This window comes from Microcoleus sp. CZ3-B2 (genome assembly GCF_036705055.1).
GTDB lineage: Bacteria > Cyanobacteriota > Cyanobacteriia > Cyanobacteriales > Microcoleaceae > Microcoleus.
Map to the genome: position 1 here is coordinate 105472 of NZ_JAUBTN010000001.1, position 16838 is coordinate 122309.

Here is a 16838-nt window from a genome sequence, read left to right on the forward strand (position 1 = left end):
TTTGCTAAAATGATAGTAATCAACGGGAGGTACGATTATGCCTAATCCTTTTCCGGGGATGAATCCCTATTTAGAAAGTCCTGACTTTTGGCGGGCGGTTCACAATCGGTTAATAGTTGCGATCGCAGATTTTTTGACTCCGCAACTGCTGCCTAAGTATTTAGTGGACATCGAACAAAGAATTTATCAAATCAGCGGGGAAGATGCTTTATTGGTCGGTATTCCCGATGTGGCCGTGCAACGATCGCCAATTCCAGCAACTTCTAGCACTGGAAATGTTGCTGTCATGTCGCCGCCTGTGACTGCTTTGAGAGTGAGAGTGCCTACAACGGTGGAAGTTAGAGAAAGTTATTTGCAGGTAATAGAACAGGAAACTAAGAAAGTAGTTACAGTAATAGAAGTGCTTTCGCCGACGAACAAGCGCGGCAAAGGGCGGGAGATGTATGAGGAAAAACGGTATAAGGTGTTCGGAAGTCGATCGCACTTAGTGGAAATTGACTTGCTGCGAAGTTACGAACCTCTGCCTGTTTTTGGTGACAATATTGAGGGAAGTTATCGAATTTTGGTGAGTCGGGGAGATTGTCGCCCTATGGCTGATTTGTATTTGTTTAATCTACCGGATGCAATTCCGGCTTTTCCTTTGCCTTTGCGCGGAGGCGATGTGGAACCAATTGTAGATTTACAGGCGTTGTTGAATACAGTGTACGATCGCGCCGGATATGATTTTACGATCGATTATACCGCCGAACCAGTGCCCCCGCTTGCCGAACCGGATGCTATTTGAGCTGATGCTTTGTCGCAGGAGACGGGGTTAAGGGGTTGATGGGATAGCAATTTTAAATAAGATCGTGTCTGTTGAATTGCTATGCCTAATCCGTTATAACTTGACAATCCTGATAATCTCTTAACACTTGCAGCAATTCCTTCTCCGTTGTGGCGATGTACTCCAAAGGTACACGTATCATCGGATTGAGTTTTGAGCCTATGAATGCTGCGCGAATATCAGTATGCAAACCAATTATCAACTTATTTCGATGCTGAAGTTTTTTGTGGGTATATGCAACCCCAAGCTCGACACAGGCTCCCTCGTCAGGTACGCGCCCATCTAATACAAATAAGAATATGTCAGACTCCATAATATGAGTTGTATCAACTTGGAATATGGCAAACCTACGTTCTTCTTTAGTCATTTTGTCGTAAGGTGGCTTATCGCGCTCTGCACCGTCACGCTGTGGTAGGAAAACTTGATAACCGAGCGATTCCAGTTTTTCAGTGAGGTACTGATTAAAGTGTAGTTCAGCTTGTGAAAACAGAGGTGCAGCAAAGTAAATGAGCATAAGTAGGCTTACCGGGCTAATTGTTACGATTCCCAAATATAATTTAGCAAGCAAATTATTTATGCAACTGGGTTAGATAACCAGAATTAGGTTCGTCGTAACGAATGCAAATCCTGATAAATCAGGACTTGCATTCCTCACTACAAAGACGCGCTGACGATTCTCTGCTGCGCGCAACCAGCCTGCGACCGTCTGAAACCTAAAAAATCCTACACAAAACGTTACATTTTTGTTACCATCGTGGCGAGTCTGTCTTCAGCAGCCCCTCTGTTAACCTTCTAAACTAACCGCTATGAGTCAACCTCCCTCCACAACTCCCGCCTCCGAAGAGCTCGCCGCCGAAACTCCGACAGCGCCGACAAACAATGCACCTCCACCGAGTTATGTCAAGCTGGCGATGCGGAATATGGTTCGCAAGCGGGCGACTTCTTTGTTTCATTTTGCTTTGACGGCGGCTGGACTTTTGGGCGTACTCGTCGGTTTGGCTTTTCTCGATCGCTATTTCAACTCTTAGAACACCGGGCGCTGGAAATTTAGTCGATACACACACTCACGCGCCTGTGCGGGTTCCATAGCGGGCCGTTTTGTCCGATCGCGCGATCGACCCGTTGCAATCTTCCACAGATTCCTGTAATCTGCCAGCTAAAAGCAAAAAGTCGATTAGCCTGCCCAATGTGAAATTGCCCAAAAATTGAATAAATTGCTTGACAAAAAATGCTGAAAATGCTAATTGAGGTGAACGTCGAAGACTGTTATGGGCTAGCCCGATCGTCCGCCGACGGTTCCAACCTCCCGGAAAGTGCAGCCAGCGGGGAAATTTCAACGGAAACTTGGGAAAGTTGGTTTAGCGTTTGGCTGGAAAACCAAGAGGCGGATGTGCCAGCGGCCCCTGGCTACGAGGTCAGCCTGCGTTTAACCGCTGATCCGGAGATGCAAGCCCTCAACGCCCAGTACCGCAAGCTCGATCGACCGACGGATGTACTAGCTTTCGCAGCTTTAGAGGTAGACTGTCCTCAATTAGAGGAAATGCAGTCATCTGAACCCTTATACTTGGGTGATATCGTAATCTCGATCGATACGGCTCAGCGACAAGCCCAGCAGCAAGGACATCCGCTGAAAACCGAATTAGCTTGGCTCGCAGCCCACGGTTTTCTACACCTTTTGGGCTGGGATCACCCGGATGAGGAGAGTCTGACTCAAATGCTAGACAGACAAGAAACACTGCTGCGGGCGATCGATATCGAGATCCAAACAGCATAACTGAAGTTGATGGTTACTTAACCAATCACATCAAGCCCAACATAACTTTCTGAAATTACACCAAAACTTTAGTAAAAACTTAGGAAAGTTAACTAGACTTGATTAAGTAAATTTGAAAAGTCTAGCTTTCATTCATCTCTGTAATTTAAAGTTGGTTATTTATGACACTAGAGCGACCCTCTATTTCATCAAAAAACATTGCACACATTGCGATCGTGCCTCAAGACTCTTCGAGTGTGACAGACAACGAACCGAAAAAAGCCTTGAAATACAAGCGAGAACTGTCCTGGAAAATTGCATCAAGCTTAGCTACGAGTTTTAGATACGCTTGGGGTGGGCTGAGTTATGCTTTTGAAACTCAGCGAAATTTTCGGATTCACACTTTTATAGGCACTTTGGCGATCGGACTAGGGCTATATCTGCAACTGAAACCTGTAGAAATATCTGTGATCGGCGTCACCATTGGTATAGTTTTAGCAATGGAACTTTTGAATACGGCGATCGAATCGGTGGTAGACTTAACGGTCGGGCAATCTTACCACGAACTAGCCAAAATTGCCAAAGACTGCGCGGCCGGAGCAGTTCTGGTATCGGCAATGGCTGCGGCAATTGTTGCTGCTGCACTCCTGCTTCCTCCGTTGTGGGAAGTGCTTCAAATGGCGATCGTCCGTCAGTAACGCCATTTTCGATTTTCGCATTGAAGATTTTCAATGGGAAATGACTTATGACTATCATGTTTTGAAATTTGTCCGCAGTTGCATTCTTTTTTGAAACTGGTATAACTTATTGAGCGATAAAAATTTGAGGTTTGGGATGACCAAATTGAAGTTTTGAGTTTGATTCGTACATATTGCAGCTATTTAAATCTTGGTTGTATCTCTAAAAATTTCTAACTATTGCATTCAAACCGCCAGTCATATCAAATCCGGTTGTATCAGAATGATAACTAATAGGTGGTAAGATCGAATGAACCGCGAGGCACGCGAACGCGAAGTCAGAGAAATCAGAAGATGTACGTCCTTTCTAACGCACTACAAGCGTCTTCGCGATTCGATTCTTCCTAGACTACCGAACAGGATTTGATATCAATCTCCAACCAAAAATCTCTAACCAAAAATCCCAATTAACCAGTGATTATAGTCATCGATAACTACGACAGTTTTACCTACAATTTGGTACAGTATCTAGGAGAACTAGGCGCCGATTTGCCCGTGGCCAGCGAAGTTCAAGTCTATCGCAACGACCAAATCTCCTTAGCAGAAATTCGACAATTGCAGCCAGCAGCCGTAGTGATTTCTCCGGGGCCGGGGCGGCCGGAAGATGCGGGAATTTCTCTAGAATTAATCAAAGAATTGGGGCCGACTATGCCAATTTTGGGCGTGTGTCTCGGACATCAAAGTATCGGTCAAGTATTCGGCGGCAAAATTGTTTCTGCACCAGTGTTGATGCACGGCAAAACTTCTCAGGTAGAACACGCAGGAGTAGGAGTTTTTGTGGGAGTGGAATCGCCGATGGTTGCAACTCGCTATCACAGTTTGGTAATTGAAAAGCAGAGTTGTCCAGAGGTTTTGGAAATTACGGCTTGGGTTGAAGATGGCACGATTATGGGCGTGCGCCATCGGGAATATCCGCACATTGAAGGAGTGCAGTTTCACCCGGAAAGTATTTTGACTGCTTCGGGAAAGCAGTTATTGCGAAATTTCTTAGAAAGACTTTAATAAGCAAGTACGTCCGCTTCTTTTGTAACGGATGTAAGGGATGGGAGGAAGCAGGAAGAAATCGCTGCGGTTCGCGCGTGCGATCCATATTGTAGTGCTGTCAGGCCGATCGCACACAATATAAATCTAAAACCTAAAATCGAAAATCGAAAATCGACTTACTGTGTTTTGTGGTATAACAACAGACGACCAACACCCGACAACCGCAACCACAAGATGAAACGGCGACAATTAATACGTTACGCACAGACGGGTTTGCTAGCCGCTATAGCAACTGGTTTACCATCTGGATGGGAAAGCTATCAAGCTCAAACTGCTGATTCTTTATCGGTTCAGTGGTTGGGCCACACTTGCTTTTTGTTCGCCGGTGGCGGTGCGAGGGTGCTGGTGAATCCTTTTCGCCCCCTGGGCTGTACGGCTGGCTATCGTTCTCCCAAAGTACCCACTGATTTGATTCTGATTAGCAGCAGATTGCTCGATGAAGGGGCGGTGGACGGATTTTCGGGCAATCCCGGCCTTTTGTACGAGCCTGGGGCTTATCGATCGAACGGGCTCAGGATTCAAGGGATTCGCACGGAAAAAGACCGGGAGGGCGGCAGGCGATTTGGGGTGAATGTGGCTTGGCTCTGGCAGCAAGCCGGTATTAAGATTTTACACTTGGGTGGAGTTGCTGGCGCGATCGGCATTGAAGAACAAATCTTGATTGGGCGGCCGGATTTGGTGCTAATTCCCGTGGGTGGAGGGCCGAAATCTTACACTCCGGCGGAAGCGAAGCAAACTTTGCAAATTCTCAAACCAAAGATGGTGATTCCCACGCATTACAAAACCCAAGCCGCCGATGCAGCAGCGTGCGATTTAGTGCCGCTAGATGACTTCTTGGCGCTGATGGATGGTACTGCGGTGCGCCGATTGAATAATGACACGATTTCGATTAAACCCGCTGACTTACCCCAAACCGGTTCGGTGATTGAGGTTTTGAGTTACCGATTTAGCGGTTGACACTTTTTCGCTAAGTTTACGTTATATTAAGGAAGTTTTGGTGCGATCGGGGATGCAAGAGAATTTTCTTGCTATCTTAGTCTCTGGCAACCTTGCCTTTTGTCGAGATTTGGCTAACATAACAATTCATGTTCACGGTTTTATCTCATAAGGAAATGCAAGCGCAATGAAAAATCAAAATTTACCTAGCTGGATGAAACAACTCACAGGTTTCGCAGGAATAATCGGCGCTAGCGCGTTGATTGGTTTCCCCGCTGCAGCTCGCATCAACTCCCAAACAACTGTTGCTAATACAACTCAAACTCAACAAGTTGCGGGAAACGTGAAAACCGCCGCTTCACCGGCACCGATGGCTGCTACTAAGGATATTGTTGCTATTGCATCTGGCGACGCTCAATTCAAGACGCTGACAAAGGCTTTGGGAGCAGCAGGCTTGGTGACAACTTTACAAGGAAAAGGCCCTTTCACTGTTTTTGCACCGACAGACGCGGCTTTTGCTGCTTTGCCAAAAGGAACTTTGGATGATTTGCTCAAACCAGCTAACAAAGCCAAACTTACTAAGATTTTAACTTACCACGTTGTTCCTGGTGCGGTTTTATCTACTAGCCTGAAGTCCGATGAGGTTAAAACTGTTGAAGGTATGCCTGTGAAAGTGGTAGTTGCTCCCGGCAAAGTTACTGTCGGCGGCGCTAATGTTGTGAAAGCTGATATCAAAGCTAGCAACGGCGTTATTCACGTAATTGACAAGGTTTTGATGCCGCCCGATGGGATGTAGGATTAGCATTTTTTGTATCCTAATGTAACTGAAGTTGAGGGAACGGGCAATTAACTAATCTCCCGTGATATCATCTTCGCTCGATCTAAAATTGGTTCGTAGTGCGGACTAATACCAATTTCATAAAGTAGCGCTAGATATTACCCCCCCAACCCCCCCTTATTAAGGGGGGGCTAAGATTTTATCTATACCACATCTTTAGAAAAATGGTATAAAGTCCGCTCTAAAACAGCAGAATAAAGTATACACGCGCGATCCGTTTATGCGTGTTAATGAGTAGCCGCAGGTACTGGCAAAAATGGCTGCCAACCTTGACCGCGATAGCCAAAATCGAAGATTTCGGGATGGATAATTTCTGCTAAAATTTCTAAGGAATCCACCAATCTCGGCCCTGGCCGATTGAAGTAAGAATTGCCGTCAGTTATGTAAACTTTTCCGGTTTTGACTGCTTGCAAATCTTGCCATTCTGTGTATTGAGCCATCGCCATTGCTTCGGTGCAAGTGCGATTTAAATCAAAGCCGCAAGGCATAAAAATAATCACATCGGGATTAGCTTCAACCAGGGATTCCCATTGTAACCAGGGGGAATGTTCCCCGACAATGCCAAACAGCGAATCGCCTCCCGCCATTGCTACTAATTCGGGAATCCAATTTCCCGCAGCCATCAAAGGTTCAATCCATTCGATGCAGGCTACTGTGGGTTTAACGGTTAATGTTTCGGTTTTTAAGATAATAGCATCGATGCGGGATTGCAAAAGTGCGATCGTACTTTGAGCATCGACACCCAAAGCAGCAGCAACTCGCCCAATATCCGTCCAGATTTCTGCTAGCAAATTTGGCTGCAAAGAAATAATTTCCGGCTGGCTATTTACCAGCGTGCTGACTGCTTGTTCAACCTCTGTCAGAGAACAAGCACAGACTTCACATTGAGCTTGAGTAATGATGTGAGTTGGCTGCAATTTTTCTAAAGTATCTATTTCTACTTTATAGACGCTGAGCGCATTTTGCAACAATTCTGTGACGCGGTTGTGAATTTCGCTGCTAGTTCCTTCGGGATTGAATTTAGGCTGAGTGCAAACAGGTAAATTCTGGATTTCTGCGGGATAGTCGCATTCGTGAGAACGGCCGACAATGGCATCGGTTAATCCTAAAGCTGCTACAATTTCGGTGGCACTGGGAATTAGAGAGACAATCCTGAGTTGATTCATGAGGAAGTTATTGGTTATTGGTTATTGGTTATTGGTTATTGGTTATTGGTTATTGGTTATTGGTTATTGGTTATTGGTTATTGGTTGTTGGTTGTTGGTTGTTGGTTATTGGTTGTTGGTCATATCGTTTCCGATAGCATCGGAATTATATAGCAATCCTAAATTATTTGTGAATTTCTTACTCCCTCCCCTTACTAAGGGGAGGGTTGGGGTGGGGTAAAAATATTTACGACTCCTGCAAGGATTGCTATATATTTTAATCATTGATAGTGCGAGAGTCCCCGCTCGCTATCGACTTCGCGAGCGAGGACGCTCGCGCTATATAATTCCAATGCTACCGGATTTGATATCATTAGCAAGAAGGAAGAAGGAAGTTAGTCGGGCGAAGTACACCGCACTTTGCTGCTATAAATAGCGCGTGAAACTACGTTTTTGGTATTCCTAATAATTGTTAAATTTTCAACTGTTTGAGGAATTGCAAATCTTGCCACGCTTGGATGAGATTGCCTTGCATTAGAGCGGCTAAACCGTTTAAGACTCTAATTTCCGGTAAGTTGGGGTTGAGGGCGAGAGCGGGTTTTAAGGCTGTTTGAGCGGCTTGGGGATGCCATCCGTAAAGCTGGACGAAGGCGAGATAAGCATAAGCATAAGGGTTTTGAGAATCGAGTTTGGTAACTTTTTCTAAGGCTGCGATCGCACTTTTGACATTTTGCTGCAATACCCGAGAAAATGCCAAAGCATAAGCGAATTCTAGATTGTTCGGTTCTTGCTTCAACCTATATTCTAGTGCTTGTTCGGCTTGCACGGTATAATCTTGAGTTGGATCGTACTGATTAATGCGTCCTATCTGCTCGAATATGGGTTCTAAACTGGTTAATCCTTTCGGTAAATTAACTGCCATCGCCCGCAATTGAGTCACTAAATCTAATTCCGGCTTGTCCTCGTTATCGGGAAGAGTCTGGACTATTTTCAACTTTTGATCGTTTTTGTTCCCCGGAATGGTTTGGGAACGCATCTTTAGAGGGTCTGTATCGATTTTAAGTGTTACTGGTGGCACCTCGATCGGATAAGTTTCGCCGGTTTTTCGGTTCAGATAAGTAGCTTGCAGGTTGTAACTTCCCGATGCAATATTAGCAGGAGTCAGCATCGCCGTGCGATCGACAACTCGAAACCCGACTGCAAATTTATCTGCTTGCAGAATTCCCGGATGCAAAGTCCCTTGGGCGATCGCGCGATCGTGTAAAATCCTTAAAGCTTGTCCCGACTCTAGGATATCACTAGCTAGCCGATGTTTCCACGTTAGCAACACTAAACCAGACTGCAACTGCTGCCAAGGCCCAGACCAAATATAAGTAACCGGCAGCGCGACTCCGGGAATCGCTTTTCCCGTAACAGTAACTTGCTCTAATTGTACTTGCGATCGCGCTTCATTCAACGGCTGTATTTCAACAGGCTGCCGTCGCTTGCAGTAAAGATTTAGATTAGTATTGTCAGGCAAAACCCAAGCTTTTTCTAACTGAAACTTTCCACCTTTTTCAATAGCAGCTACCGCAGCATTTTGAGCTTTTTTAATTCTTTCACGAATCGAACCTTGCGGGCCTGTTTTGGTGACAAACCAAGAAAGCGATCGCACATCTTGCGGCACTTCTTTTAAATTAGTTCCCACCTGCCGCCCGTACACCTGAAAATTCGCCAAAGCACCGTAATAATTCAAATTGTGCTGATTAATTTCCGCTGTGGAAGGCAACACGCCTAAAGTAGATTGCAAATAAGGTTCCGCAGCAATAATTTCTGCAATTACCTCTCGATGCGGCCACTCTTTCCCCAAGAAAGGATAGTTAGAATTACCGGGACTGACAAGTTGAACTAAGCTATGTCCAAAAGCACCGCCCAGCGGCCACATATGCAACAGCATCGTCAAAATTGCCAAACCAATTGTCCCCCAGCGAATTTGTCGCCCCCAGCGCGGAGGCCACAGCGTTAAACAGTAGGCTAATAAAATAGATAATACTGGCAAATAAGGTATCACATATCTGTCGTCTTTGTTAATATTTAGAGAATTAATTAAATAAGCTCCCACCCAAAAAACAGCCAGCCACCGACAGGAGTTGAGGTGAAAGATTGACGAACTATTTGGTCTTCGGAGCCAATAAAGTATCAATCCAACTAAGGGAATCAGTAACAAAGGCCAAGAAAGCTGTTCGGGTAAGTGCTGAATGTAGTAAATCCAAGCGTCGATCGTATTGAGGGCTGGATCTCCTTCGGCGATCGCAGAATCCAGCGTTGCCCGTTTTCCCCCGGTCAAAATTAACAGCCAATTGGTTTTTGCCCAGGGCCCAAACACTGCCACCGACAGCAACAAAGCACCAGCTAATTGACCTAATCTTCCCCAAGCTTTTTGCCGCAAAGCACCCGCAGCTAACCAGACTATCGGGGTAAACAGAAATAAGACTGTAGTGTGTTTAACTAATATTGATAAGCCGAGAGAAATTCCAAAGGCGATCGCCCAAAAGAAAGACGATGGAGAAAGGCGTAAATGCGGAAAATCTTCCGGCTTGCTGCTTGCTGCTTCCTGCTTCCACATTGTGAGACAATAGAAAGCCAAAGTAATCGCAGCAGCGAGGGGATAGTCGAGCAAAAATTGCAAGCGGAACCGATAAAGTCCCGGTAACAAAACGCAAATTGCAGCGGCCCACAAACCGACTTGTCTGTTGAATAATTTGACGCCCAGACTGTAGACTGAGGCGAGGAGAATTGCACTAAATAGTAAATGAACGAGGGTTGCCCGATCGCCCCCAGCACCGAAAACATTCAAAAACGGTACCGTTAAGATGTACGTCAAGGGTGGAATTTTTGTCGAAAGCAGCCAGAAGTTTGTCCACCAATCCCCCGAAAACCACTGAGGATGCTGCAGCGCCTGCCAGTAATTCAGCGTGCTCGTGAGGTATTCTGCCTGATCCCACGCGGGTACAGAGCGATCGAAGGCAAACCAGAGGCGATCGCTAATTGCCTCCAACAGCCAAATTGTCCCCAAGACAAGCAGACTGTTGCCCCCGCTAGCCCGATGTTGCTGTGCCATTGCGATTTTTGGATTTTAGGTTGCAGCTTTTAGCTTACAGGCGGGCGGTTCCGGGCGAGCTAAAAATTAGTTGAGAAAAGTGCTTGCTAAATTGTGTATGTGTCTGCTAGGATAGTAAAGCGCGAAAAAACAAGCCGGGATAGCTCAGTTGGTAGAGCAGTGGACTGAAAATCCACGTGTCACGAGTTCAAGTCTCGTTCCTGGCATAGCTTTCTAAAACATACATTTACGGTATCTAGGATTTTAACTCAATCCTAGTTTTGTTGTTTGCACTCATTTTTCGCTGAGTTCGTCTTCAGTGTAGCCAAAAAAAGAGGGAGCATCTGGGGCTTTGTAAAAAGCATTTTTTTATTTTAAATAAATTCATCTAACTAAACCTATGAGGGCGATCGCTCAAAGGCCTGCTTTGTATCTATTTTTGCTTCTTCCTCCTGCATCCTGCCTTCTTCCAATTGACCAATGACTAATGACTGTTGACCAATGACTAATGACTGTTGACTGTTGACTGTTGACTGTTAACTGTTGACTGTTGACTGTTGACTGTTAACAAATAACAAATAACCAATAACCAATAACAAATAACAAATAACCAATAACCAATAACAAATAACCAATAACAAATAACCAATAACAAATAACAAATAACAAATAACCAATAACCAATAACCAATAACCAATAACCAATAACCAATAACCAATAACTAATTGCAAAGCCGATCGAAAACTTGGCTGTCATCCGGGATCTCACCAATATGCCGCTGATAGTGGCACTCTGGCAAGACAATAGTTAATTTATGGGATTTGAAATTTGGGGTGTTTGATTAAAAAATTGGGAATGACTGATTGTGTATGGTTTTGCAGCTTGCAAGCGAGTTGCATTATTTCTGGAAATTGGTAGAGCCAGTGGCGCGACTGAGAAAAAAATTAGGACGAACACGCCAAAAAGCTCTATCTTAATAGTTATAACTTGGCTCTAGGAGGACTCGATCGGTGTACCGCCGCTCTTACAACTTCAGCTATGTCGCAGCTATAAGTATTGTTTTATCTCCCGCACTCAGCCTGCTGGCAATCTCAGACGCTGCGGCCTTTGCGCCTATTATAAATGCAAGGCTGGTTCAAAAAAGCGATCGCGCCCAGGCAACTGAACCCAACACGCAAGCAGACACACTCTTTGAAACAGGAGTAAAACAGCACCGCGAAGGTTTGTTTATCGAAGCAATCCAGACTTTTGAACAAGTTTTGGCAATTCGCAAGCAACAAAACGACAAACCCGAAATCGGCAGAATCCTCAACCGCCTAGGAGAAGTTTATGGCGAAATGGGTTCAAAGTCGAAAGCTTTGGAAGTTCTGCGACAAGCTTTAGTCATTCACCGAGAAATAGGCGATGCGCGCCGCCTTGCTCAAACCCTCAATCTCATGGGTTTCATCAACCGGATTTCCGACAAATTTCCCGAAGCGCTGAAACAGCACGAAGAAGCGTTGGAACTTGCCAAAACTGTCAACGACGAAGTTGAAATCGGAGAAGCACTCCATAACATTGCGGCCGTGTACGCAGAACAGGCAGAATATGCTAAGGCGATCGAATTTTACCAGCAAGCGCGGGTCATTCGCACCCAACAGAGCGATCGACGAGATTTAGGCCGTACCCTCAACAATATGGGCGGCGTTTACTACAACATCGGCGATTTTGACAGAGCGATGGAATTTTACCACCAAGCTTTAGCAATTCGCCGGGAAATCGGAGACAGGGCTGGCGTGGGCCGCCTCCTCAACAACATGGCACTTACCTGTCGCAAACAGGGTAAAGATACTCAAGCGCTGATCTATTTTCAGCAAGCGATACCGATGTTGGAAGCAATCGGTGACAAGACAAGTATCGGAAGGTTACTCAACAATATGGGCGAGATTTATGAAAGTCTCGGTCAATCTGCTAAAGCTCTCGAATCCTACGAGCAAGCTTTGAAAATTGCCCGCGAAAAAAACGATAAATTTGGAGAAAGTGGGGCGATGGAGGGAATTAAGCGATTATCTTCCGGTCGGCTCGTCCCGCAATAATGACCAAAAAAGGTTTCAGGAACGCTAGAATTTTGATTAATATCTGGCTCGAAAGATAGAAACAATTTCTCAATGGTTTCGTCGGTTTGCTCGATCGCCCACAATCAATCTCAGCTATGGATATCCGCCCCGAAAAACCCGAAAATGCGGCAGCTAGACTAATACCATTATCATAAATTTACAGTGACCCGATACCAGCCTAACTCCCAACCTAGGATAGAAATTTCCCAAAGTCACGGCTTGCTAGCTCCTGATTTGATCCGAGTAGCTCGATCGGCCTACGGTATCTATCTGAAAGTGCATTCCGAGCAGATGCAGCGTCCAGCAGGTGTAGTTGTTAGTCTAGGTAGCAATCGAGGTCAGCTAATTTTTGCTTCGCAGCCAGTTTTGTTGCCCGGTGAACGTTTTGTTACTTTTGACGAAATTGAATCTCAAATGTATTAGTTAGTTGTTATTAGTTAGTTGTTATTAGTTGTTAGTTGTTAGCTGTTAGTTGTTAGTTGTTAGTTGTTGGTTGTTAGTTATTAGTTATTAATCATCGGTCATTAGTCATGAGTCATGCCAACTCGGATTTGGCTATTACCTTTGTCTTCTGACTCTTCTCTTCGCGCTCTAGCGCTTACGCGCGGCTTCGCCTAACGCGTCTTCGCGGTTCAATCATCAAGGGGGTAAATAATACGGATTTGGAATCGTTGGGAAATTGGTCATGTAATTAGTAAGTAGTTATTGCTAGCTGCTACTAACAGCTAACAAATAACAGCTAACAAATAAGAAATAACAAATAACAGCTAACAAATAACAAATAACAGCTAACAAATAACAGCTAACAAATAACAAATAACAAATAACAAATAAATGGAAATTATCTTTAATGTCCTTGTCACCGCGATCGTCTTTGTTGTCGGCTCGGCGATCGGCAGCTTCTTGAATGTGGTAGTTTATCGGTTGCCTGCGGGTTTGTCGGTGATACACCCTCCCTCTCGCTGTCCCAAATGTTTAAATCAACTCAGAACTTACGAAAATATACCCGTGTTCGGTTGGGTGTGGCTGCGGGGACGCTGCAATCACTGTCGCAGTCCGATTTCTGCCCGCTATCCGCTGGTAGAAGTAGCTACGGGTTTGCTGTTTTTGCTCATTTTTTGGCGGTGTGGGATAGCAGTAAAAACTCTGGGGTTTTGGGCTTTTTTTAGCTGGCTATTGGCTTTGTCTTTGATTGACTGCGATACAATGACTTTGCCCAATTCTTTAACTCGATCGGGCTTGGTGCTCGGATTGGTTTTTCAAGTGGCGAAAGGTTGGTGGCCGACTTTTAGCCCGATCGACTCCGTACATTATCTGGTACTCGACGGTATTCTGGGAGCAGTTGTCGGGTTGTGGCTGTTTGATGCGATCGGACTTGCAGGTTCGATCGGCTTCGGGCAGACTGCTATGGGGATGGGAGACACCAAATTGGCAGCTTTGATGGGGGCTTGGCTGGGCTGGAAATACTTGCTGTTAGCGGGATTTATCGCGTGTTTCGCTGGAGCTTTTGTCGGCGGCGGGGCGATCGCCCTGAGATTGCTCGATCGGCGTCAACCCATGCCTTTCGGCCCGTTTCTGGCCCTCGGTGCAGCAATTACTGCCCTGTGGGGCGAAGCGATCTTATCTACTTACTTGCAATTATTTTTCCCGAATTTTACTTTCTGATATGTCGGTACTCCGGCGCGATCGAACATAACATTGTCTCAATAATTGGTAAAATTGTTCCGTGTCTTGGATTACACTTACAACTACTAGCTTTCGCTGGGAAGCGGAATTAATGCAGCAGATCCTAGCTGCTCATCAAATCCCAGCTCGCATCGTTGACTTGGGCGTAGCATCTTATTTAGGAGCTGGAAGTGCTACAGCTTTGCAAGTTCTTCCAGAAGACCAGCGGACTGCATCGCTCCTGATCAGTCCCGTTGAAGATGAGCCAGAATCTGGTGATTAGTCATTAGTCATTAGTCATTAGTCACTAAACAACTAGCAATTGACAACTAGCAACTGACAACTAATTACCAATTCCCAATTACCAATTCCCAATTCCCAATTACCAATTCCCAATTACCAATTACCAAGTTTTAATGTCTCTATTTGATTGGTTTGCAAATCGAAGAAAATCTGTACCGAACTCTCAAGAACGGCCGGAACGGGAAATTGCCGACGGGCTTTGGAATAAGTGCGAGGCTTGCGACGCGCTGAGTTATACCAAAGACCTGCGAGCAAATCAAATGGTTTGCTTGGAATGCGGGCATCATATCAGAGTTTACAGCGACGATCGCATTGAACAGTTGATCGACCCCAATACCTGGATGCCCCTTAACGAAGGTCTCCACGCCACCGATCCCCTAAAATTTCGCGATCGCAAAAAATATAGCGATCGGCTGCGAGAATTTCAAGAAAAAACAGGCCACCTAGACGCGGTACAAACAGGCATCGGTCAACTCGAAAATTTGCCCGTCGCCCTCGGAGTCATGGAATTTCAGTTCATCGGCGGCAGCATGGGCTCAGTGGTCGGAGAAAAACTGACCCGCCTCATCGAACACGCCACGCGGGAACGTTTACCTGCGATCGTGGTCTGCTCCTCTGGCGGCGCAAGAATGCAGGAAGGGATGCTCAGCCTGATGCAAATGGCCAAGATTTCCGGGGCTCTGGAGCGCCACCGGGAAGCGAGACTGCTTTACATCCCAATTTTGACCCACCCGACCACAGGCGGTGTCACCGCCAGTTTTGCCATGTTGGGAGACATTATAATTGCAGAGCCAAAAGCTACTGTAGCCTTTACGGGCGGTCGGGTAATCGAGCAAACTCTGCGGGAAAAGCTGCCGGAAAATTATCAAACTTCCGAATATTCCTTCGCCCACGGTTTTGTAGACTTGATCGTACCCCGGACTCAATTAAAAAAAACTCTCGGTCAACTGATCGCTCTCCACCAGCCCCAGCCGTTCTTGGCAAAATCGGAATTTCCAGCCCTCGATGTCGGCGAGGCCCACCACGCTTTACCCGCACCTACTCACGCTCTCAAGCTTTCTCCCTAAGCAGCAGCGCCAAAGGACTTTTGTCGTCAAGAGATCGAAATTTTAGACTCCCGTTCAAGCCCCAGATTGGATCTGTGGAGTAAATCTCAAATCTCAAATCGACTGATTGTCTGTTGGTGAGCCCGCCCAAGACCAAAATCTCAGAGGAATTGCCAAAAAACCCTGGTTTCTTGGCAAAACATCAAGTTTGGTGGCGAGAAATTCAGGCAAATACCGGGTTTTGAGCCTCACGCGCTCAAGTCCTATTGATAATAAACACCCGGCAATGGGATGATATTAGTTGGAAGTTGATGGGCTATGAAGTTTGAGTGAGCAAAAATGCTTAGTGGTAGTTAGTGGTTAGTGAGCTGGCGATCGAACAAAATCTCAGAACAAACTAACAGATTGGGAGCTAACACCACTTTGTTAAATTGTCCAGCTTTCTGTCAATAGCCGTCAACTCAATTTTGACCAGTCAGCGACCTAAAAATTATGGGTTTTGCAGACCTATCCATCGCAGAAATAGCAGAGGACTTCGACGTCCCTGTTGAAGACGTGCTCCGCTTGTGCGACGAGTTGGAAATTGCCTACAAGCATCCTCAAACCCGTTTGGCTTTGGAAGATGTTAAGGCAATTATGTCCGCTCTCGAAAAAAGGCGCGACTCAAAAGGGATTGCAGATTAGATAGCAAAATTCCTCTACCTCGACGTTGGGGTACGGCTGCACAAATTTTTGCCAATTGTCGCAGCAGGAAGGAATTTTCAAGATCGATCTGTTTGCCTACGCTCTCTTAGCGTTCAATAATTTGTCGGATTTTTTTTAAGGAGAACCATGCTTAAAAGATATTTCATTGCTCTGACCGCTGTATTCTTGACATTTCAGTTATTTGTCAGCAGCGCGATGGCTATCGAACTGAGTCCGGAACTTCGCACTGTGACTTTAAATGACAAGGGCGCTCCGGTGGTGCTGAGCCTCAAACAAGTTCAGCAAGGCAAACGCTTGTTTAACTCAGCCTGCGCTCAATGTCACGCTGGGGGAATGACAAAAACTGACCAGAACATAAATTTGAGTCCCAAAACTCTGGCTTTGGCCAACCCACCCCGCAACAATATTGAGTCGCTGGTGGACTTTATGAAAAATCCCACCACTTATGACGGCTTTGAGGAGATTTCCGAGCTGCATCCGAGCATGAAGAGTGCGGATATTTTTGCTGAGATGAGAAATCTCTCAGAAGAGGATTTGTACGCGATTGCCGGTCACATTCTGTTGCAGCCCAAAATCATTGGCGAGCAGTGGGCTGGCGGTAAAGGCGCTCGTTAATTGATGTTAAATTTTAGATTTTGGATTTTGGATTGAGAGAGGGCGGGGCTTT

Annotated in this window: 18 protein-coding genes and 1 tRNA gene; 15 read left to right on the forward strand and 4 right to left on the reverse strand. The window is 45.7% G+C overall.

What is annotated here, in order from left to right; genetic code table 11:
• Positions 1–37 precede the first annotated feature (37 nt).
• The gene (locus tag QUA97_RS00440; RefSeq protein WP_333192027.1) at positions 38–784 is read left to right on the forward strand and encodes a DUF4058 family protein; all 747 of its coding nucleotides are present in this window, start codon (positions 38–40) and stop codon (positions 782–784) included.
• Positions 785–869: 85 nt separating this feature from the next.
• On the opposite strand, the gene QUA97_RS00445 is transcribed toward QUA97_RS00440, so the two are convergent.
• A complete protein-coding gene (locus QUA97_RS00445; protein WP_333192030.1) occupies positions 870–1391 on the reverse strand; it encodes a nucleoside 2-deoxyribosyltransferase in 522 nt (173 codons plus the stop codon).
• A gap of 238 nt (positions 1392–1629) precedes the next feature.
• On the opposite strand from QUA97_RS00445, the gene QUA97_RS00450 reads away from it, so the two are divergent.
• Entirely contained in the window at positions 1630–1851 is a 222-nt protein-coding gene (locus QUA97_RS00450; RefSeq protein WP_194012213.1) for a DUF3285 domain-containing protein, read from the forward strand.
• Between the two features lie 36 nt (positions 1852–1887).
• Here QUA97_RS00450 and QUA97_RS00455 read toward each other — a convergent pair whose 3' ends face one another.
• Positions 1888–2025 carry a hypothetical protein gene (locus tag QUA97_RS00455; protein ID WP_194012214.1) on the reverse strand — a complete coding sequence of 46 codons (138 nt, stop codon included), beginning with the start codon at positions 2023–2025 and terminating at the stop codon, positions 1888–1890.
• A gap of 35 nt (positions 2026–2060) precedes the next feature.
• Between QUA97_RS00455 and ybeY the strand changes: the two genes are divergently transcribed.
• The 5 genes from ybeY to QUA97_RS00480 all read left to right on the forward strand — a co-directional run bounded on the left by ybeY (position 2061) and on the right by QUA97_RS00480 (position 6089).
• Positions 2061–2597, forward strand: coding sequence for an rRNA maturation RNase YbeY (gene ybeY, locus QUA97_RS00460; protein ID WP_333192249.1), 537 nt, complete (start codon positions 2061–2063; stop codon positions 2595–2597).
• Positions 2598–2758: 161 nt separating this feature from the next.
• The gene (locus tag QUA97_RS00465) at positions 2759–3274 is read left to right on the forward strand and encodes a diacylglycerol kinase family protein (RefSeq protein WP_194065617.1); all 516 of its coding nucleotides are present in this window, start codon (positions 2759–2761) and stop codon (positions 3272–3274) included.
• 453 nt (positions 3275–3727) lie between these two features.
• Positions 3728–4315, forward strand: coding sequence for an anthranilate synthase component II (locus QUA97_RS00470; protein ID WP_194065618.1), 588 nt, complete (start codon positions 3728–3730; stop codon positions 4313–4315).
• A 216-nt stretch (positions 4316–4531) separates the two neighbouring features.
• Complete coding sequence (locus QUA97_RS00475; protein ID WP_333192037.1) at positions 4532–5314, forward strand: MBL fold metallo-hydrolase; 783 nt, start codon at positions 4532–4534, stop codon at positions 5312–5314.
• 166 nt (positions 5315–5480) lie between these two features.
• A complete protein-coding gene (locus QUA97_RS00480; RefSeq protein ID WP_333192039.1) occupies positions 5481–6089 on the forward strand; it encodes a fasciclin domain-containing protein in 609 nt (202 codons plus the stop codon).
• Between the two features lie 269 nt (positions 6090–6358).
• On the opposite strand, the gene QUA97_RS00485 is transcribed toward QUA97_RS00480, so the two are convergent.
• The gene (locus tag QUA97_RS00485) at positions 6359–7297 is read right to left on the reverse strand and encodes a cobalamin-binding protein (protein WP_333192041.1); all 939 of its coding nucleotides are present in this window, start codon (positions 7295–7297) and stop codon (positions 6359–6361) included.
• Between the two features lie 451 nt (positions 7298–7748).
• A complete protein-coding gene (locus tag QUA97_RS00490; protein ID WP_333192044.1) occupies positions 7749–10376 on the reverse strand; it encodes a phospholipid carrier-dependent glycosyltransferase in 2628 nt (875 codons plus the stop codon).
• A 133-nt stretch (positions 10377–10509) separates the two neighbouring features.
• Between QUA97_RS00490 and QUA97_RS00495 the strand changes: the two genes are divergently transcribed.
• The 8 genes from QUA97_RS00495 (at position 10510) to psbV (ending at position 16786) form a co-directional block, all read left to right on the forward strand.
• Positions 10510–10582, forward strand: a tRNA-Phe gene (locus QUA97_RS00495).
• A gap of 784 nt (positions 10583–11366) precedes the next feature.
• Positions 11367–12431: a tetratricopeptide repeat protein gene (locus QUA97_RS00500; RefSeq protein ID WP_194065624.1), complete on the forward strand. Its 1065-nt coding sequence runs from the start codon at positions 11367–11369 to the stop codon at positions 12429–12431.
• 183 nt (positions 12432–12614) lie between these two features.
• A complete protein-coding gene (locus QUA97_RS00505) occupies positions 12615–12875 on the forward strand; it encodes a hypothetical protein (RefSeq protein ID WP_194065625.1) in 261 nt (86 codons plus the stop codon).
• Between the two features lie 411 nt (positions 12876–13286).
• Positions 13287–14117 (forward strand): prepilin peptidase, encoded by an 831-nt coding sequence (locus tag QUA97_RS00510; RefSeq protein WP_194065626.1) that lies wholly within the window; start codon positions 13287–13289, stop codon positions 14115–14117.
• A gap of 61 nt (positions 14118–14178) precedes the next feature.
• Positions 14179–14400, forward strand: a complete 222-nt coding sequence (locus QUA97_RS00515; protein WP_194065627.1) for a hypothetical protein — start codon at positions 14179–14181, stop codon at positions 14398–14400.
• Positions 14401–14533: 133 nt separating this feature from the next.
• On the forward strand, positions 14534–15487 hold the full coding sequence (gene accD / locus QUA97_RS00520) for an acetyl-CoA carboxylase, carboxyltransferase subunit beta (protein WP_194065628.1): 954 nt from the start codon (positions 14534–14536) through the stop codon (positions 15485–15487).
• 471 nt (positions 15488–15958) lie between these two features.
• Entirely contained in the window at positions 15959–16150 is a 192-nt protein-coding gene (locus tag QUA97_RS00525; protein WP_194065629.1) for a translation initiation factor IF-2, read from the forward strand.
• Positions 16151–16297: 147 nt separating this feature from the next.
• A complete protein-coding gene (gene psbV / locus QUA97_RS00530) occupies positions 16298–16786 on the forward strand; it encodes a photosystem II cytochrome c-550 (RefSeq protein ID WP_194065630.1) in 489 nt (162 codons plus the stop codon).
• The last annotated feature ends 52 nt before the right edge of the window (positions 16787–16838 follow it).

Coding starts and splice junctions, on each gene's coding strand:
- QUA97_RS00440 (WP_333192027.1), top strand. CDS start 38: ATGCCTAATCCTTTTCCGGGGATGAATCCCTATTTAGAAAGTCCTGAC.
- QUA97_RS00450 (WP_194012213.1), top strand. CDS start 1,630: ATGAGTCAACCTCCCTCCACAACTCCCGCCTCCGAAGAGCTCGCCGCC.
- ybeY (WP_333192249.1), top strand. CDS start 2,061: ATGCTAATTGAGGTGAACGTCGAAGACTGTTATGGGCTAGCCCGATCG.
- QUA97_RS00465 (WP_194065617.1), top strand. CDS start 2,759: ATGACACTAGAGCGACCCTCTATTTCATCAAAAAACATTGCACACATT.
- QUA97_RS00475 (WP_333192037.1), top strand. CDS start 4,532: ATGAAACGGCGACAATTAATACGTTACGCACAGACGGGTTTGCTAGCC.
- QUA97_RS00480 (WP_333192039.1), top strand. CDS start 5,481: ATGAAAAATCAAAATTTACCTAGCTGGATGAAACAACTCACAGGTTTC.
- QUA97_RS00485 (WP_333192041.1), bottom strand. CDS start 7,297: ATGAATCAACTCAGGATTGTCTCTCTAATTCCCAGTGCCACCGAAATT.
- QUA97_RS00490 (WP_333192044.1), bottom strand. CDS start 10,376: ATGGCACAGCAACATCGGGCTAGCGGGGGCAACAGTCTGCTTGTCTTG.
- QUA97_RS00510 (WP_194065626.1), top strand. CDS start 13,287: ATGGAAATTATCTTTAATGTCCTTGTCACCGCGATCGTCTTTGTTGTC.
- accD (WP_194065628.1), top strand. CDS start 14,534: ATGTCTCTATTTGATTGGTTTGCAAATCGAAGAAAATCTGTACCGAAC.
- QUA97_RS00525 (WP_194065629.1), top strand. CDS start 15,959: ATGGGTTTTGCAGACCTATCCATCGCAGAAATAGCAGAGGACTTCGAC.
- psbV (WP_194065630.1), top strand. CDS start 16,298: ATGCTTAAAAGATATTTCATTGCTCTGACCGCTGTATTCTTGACATTT.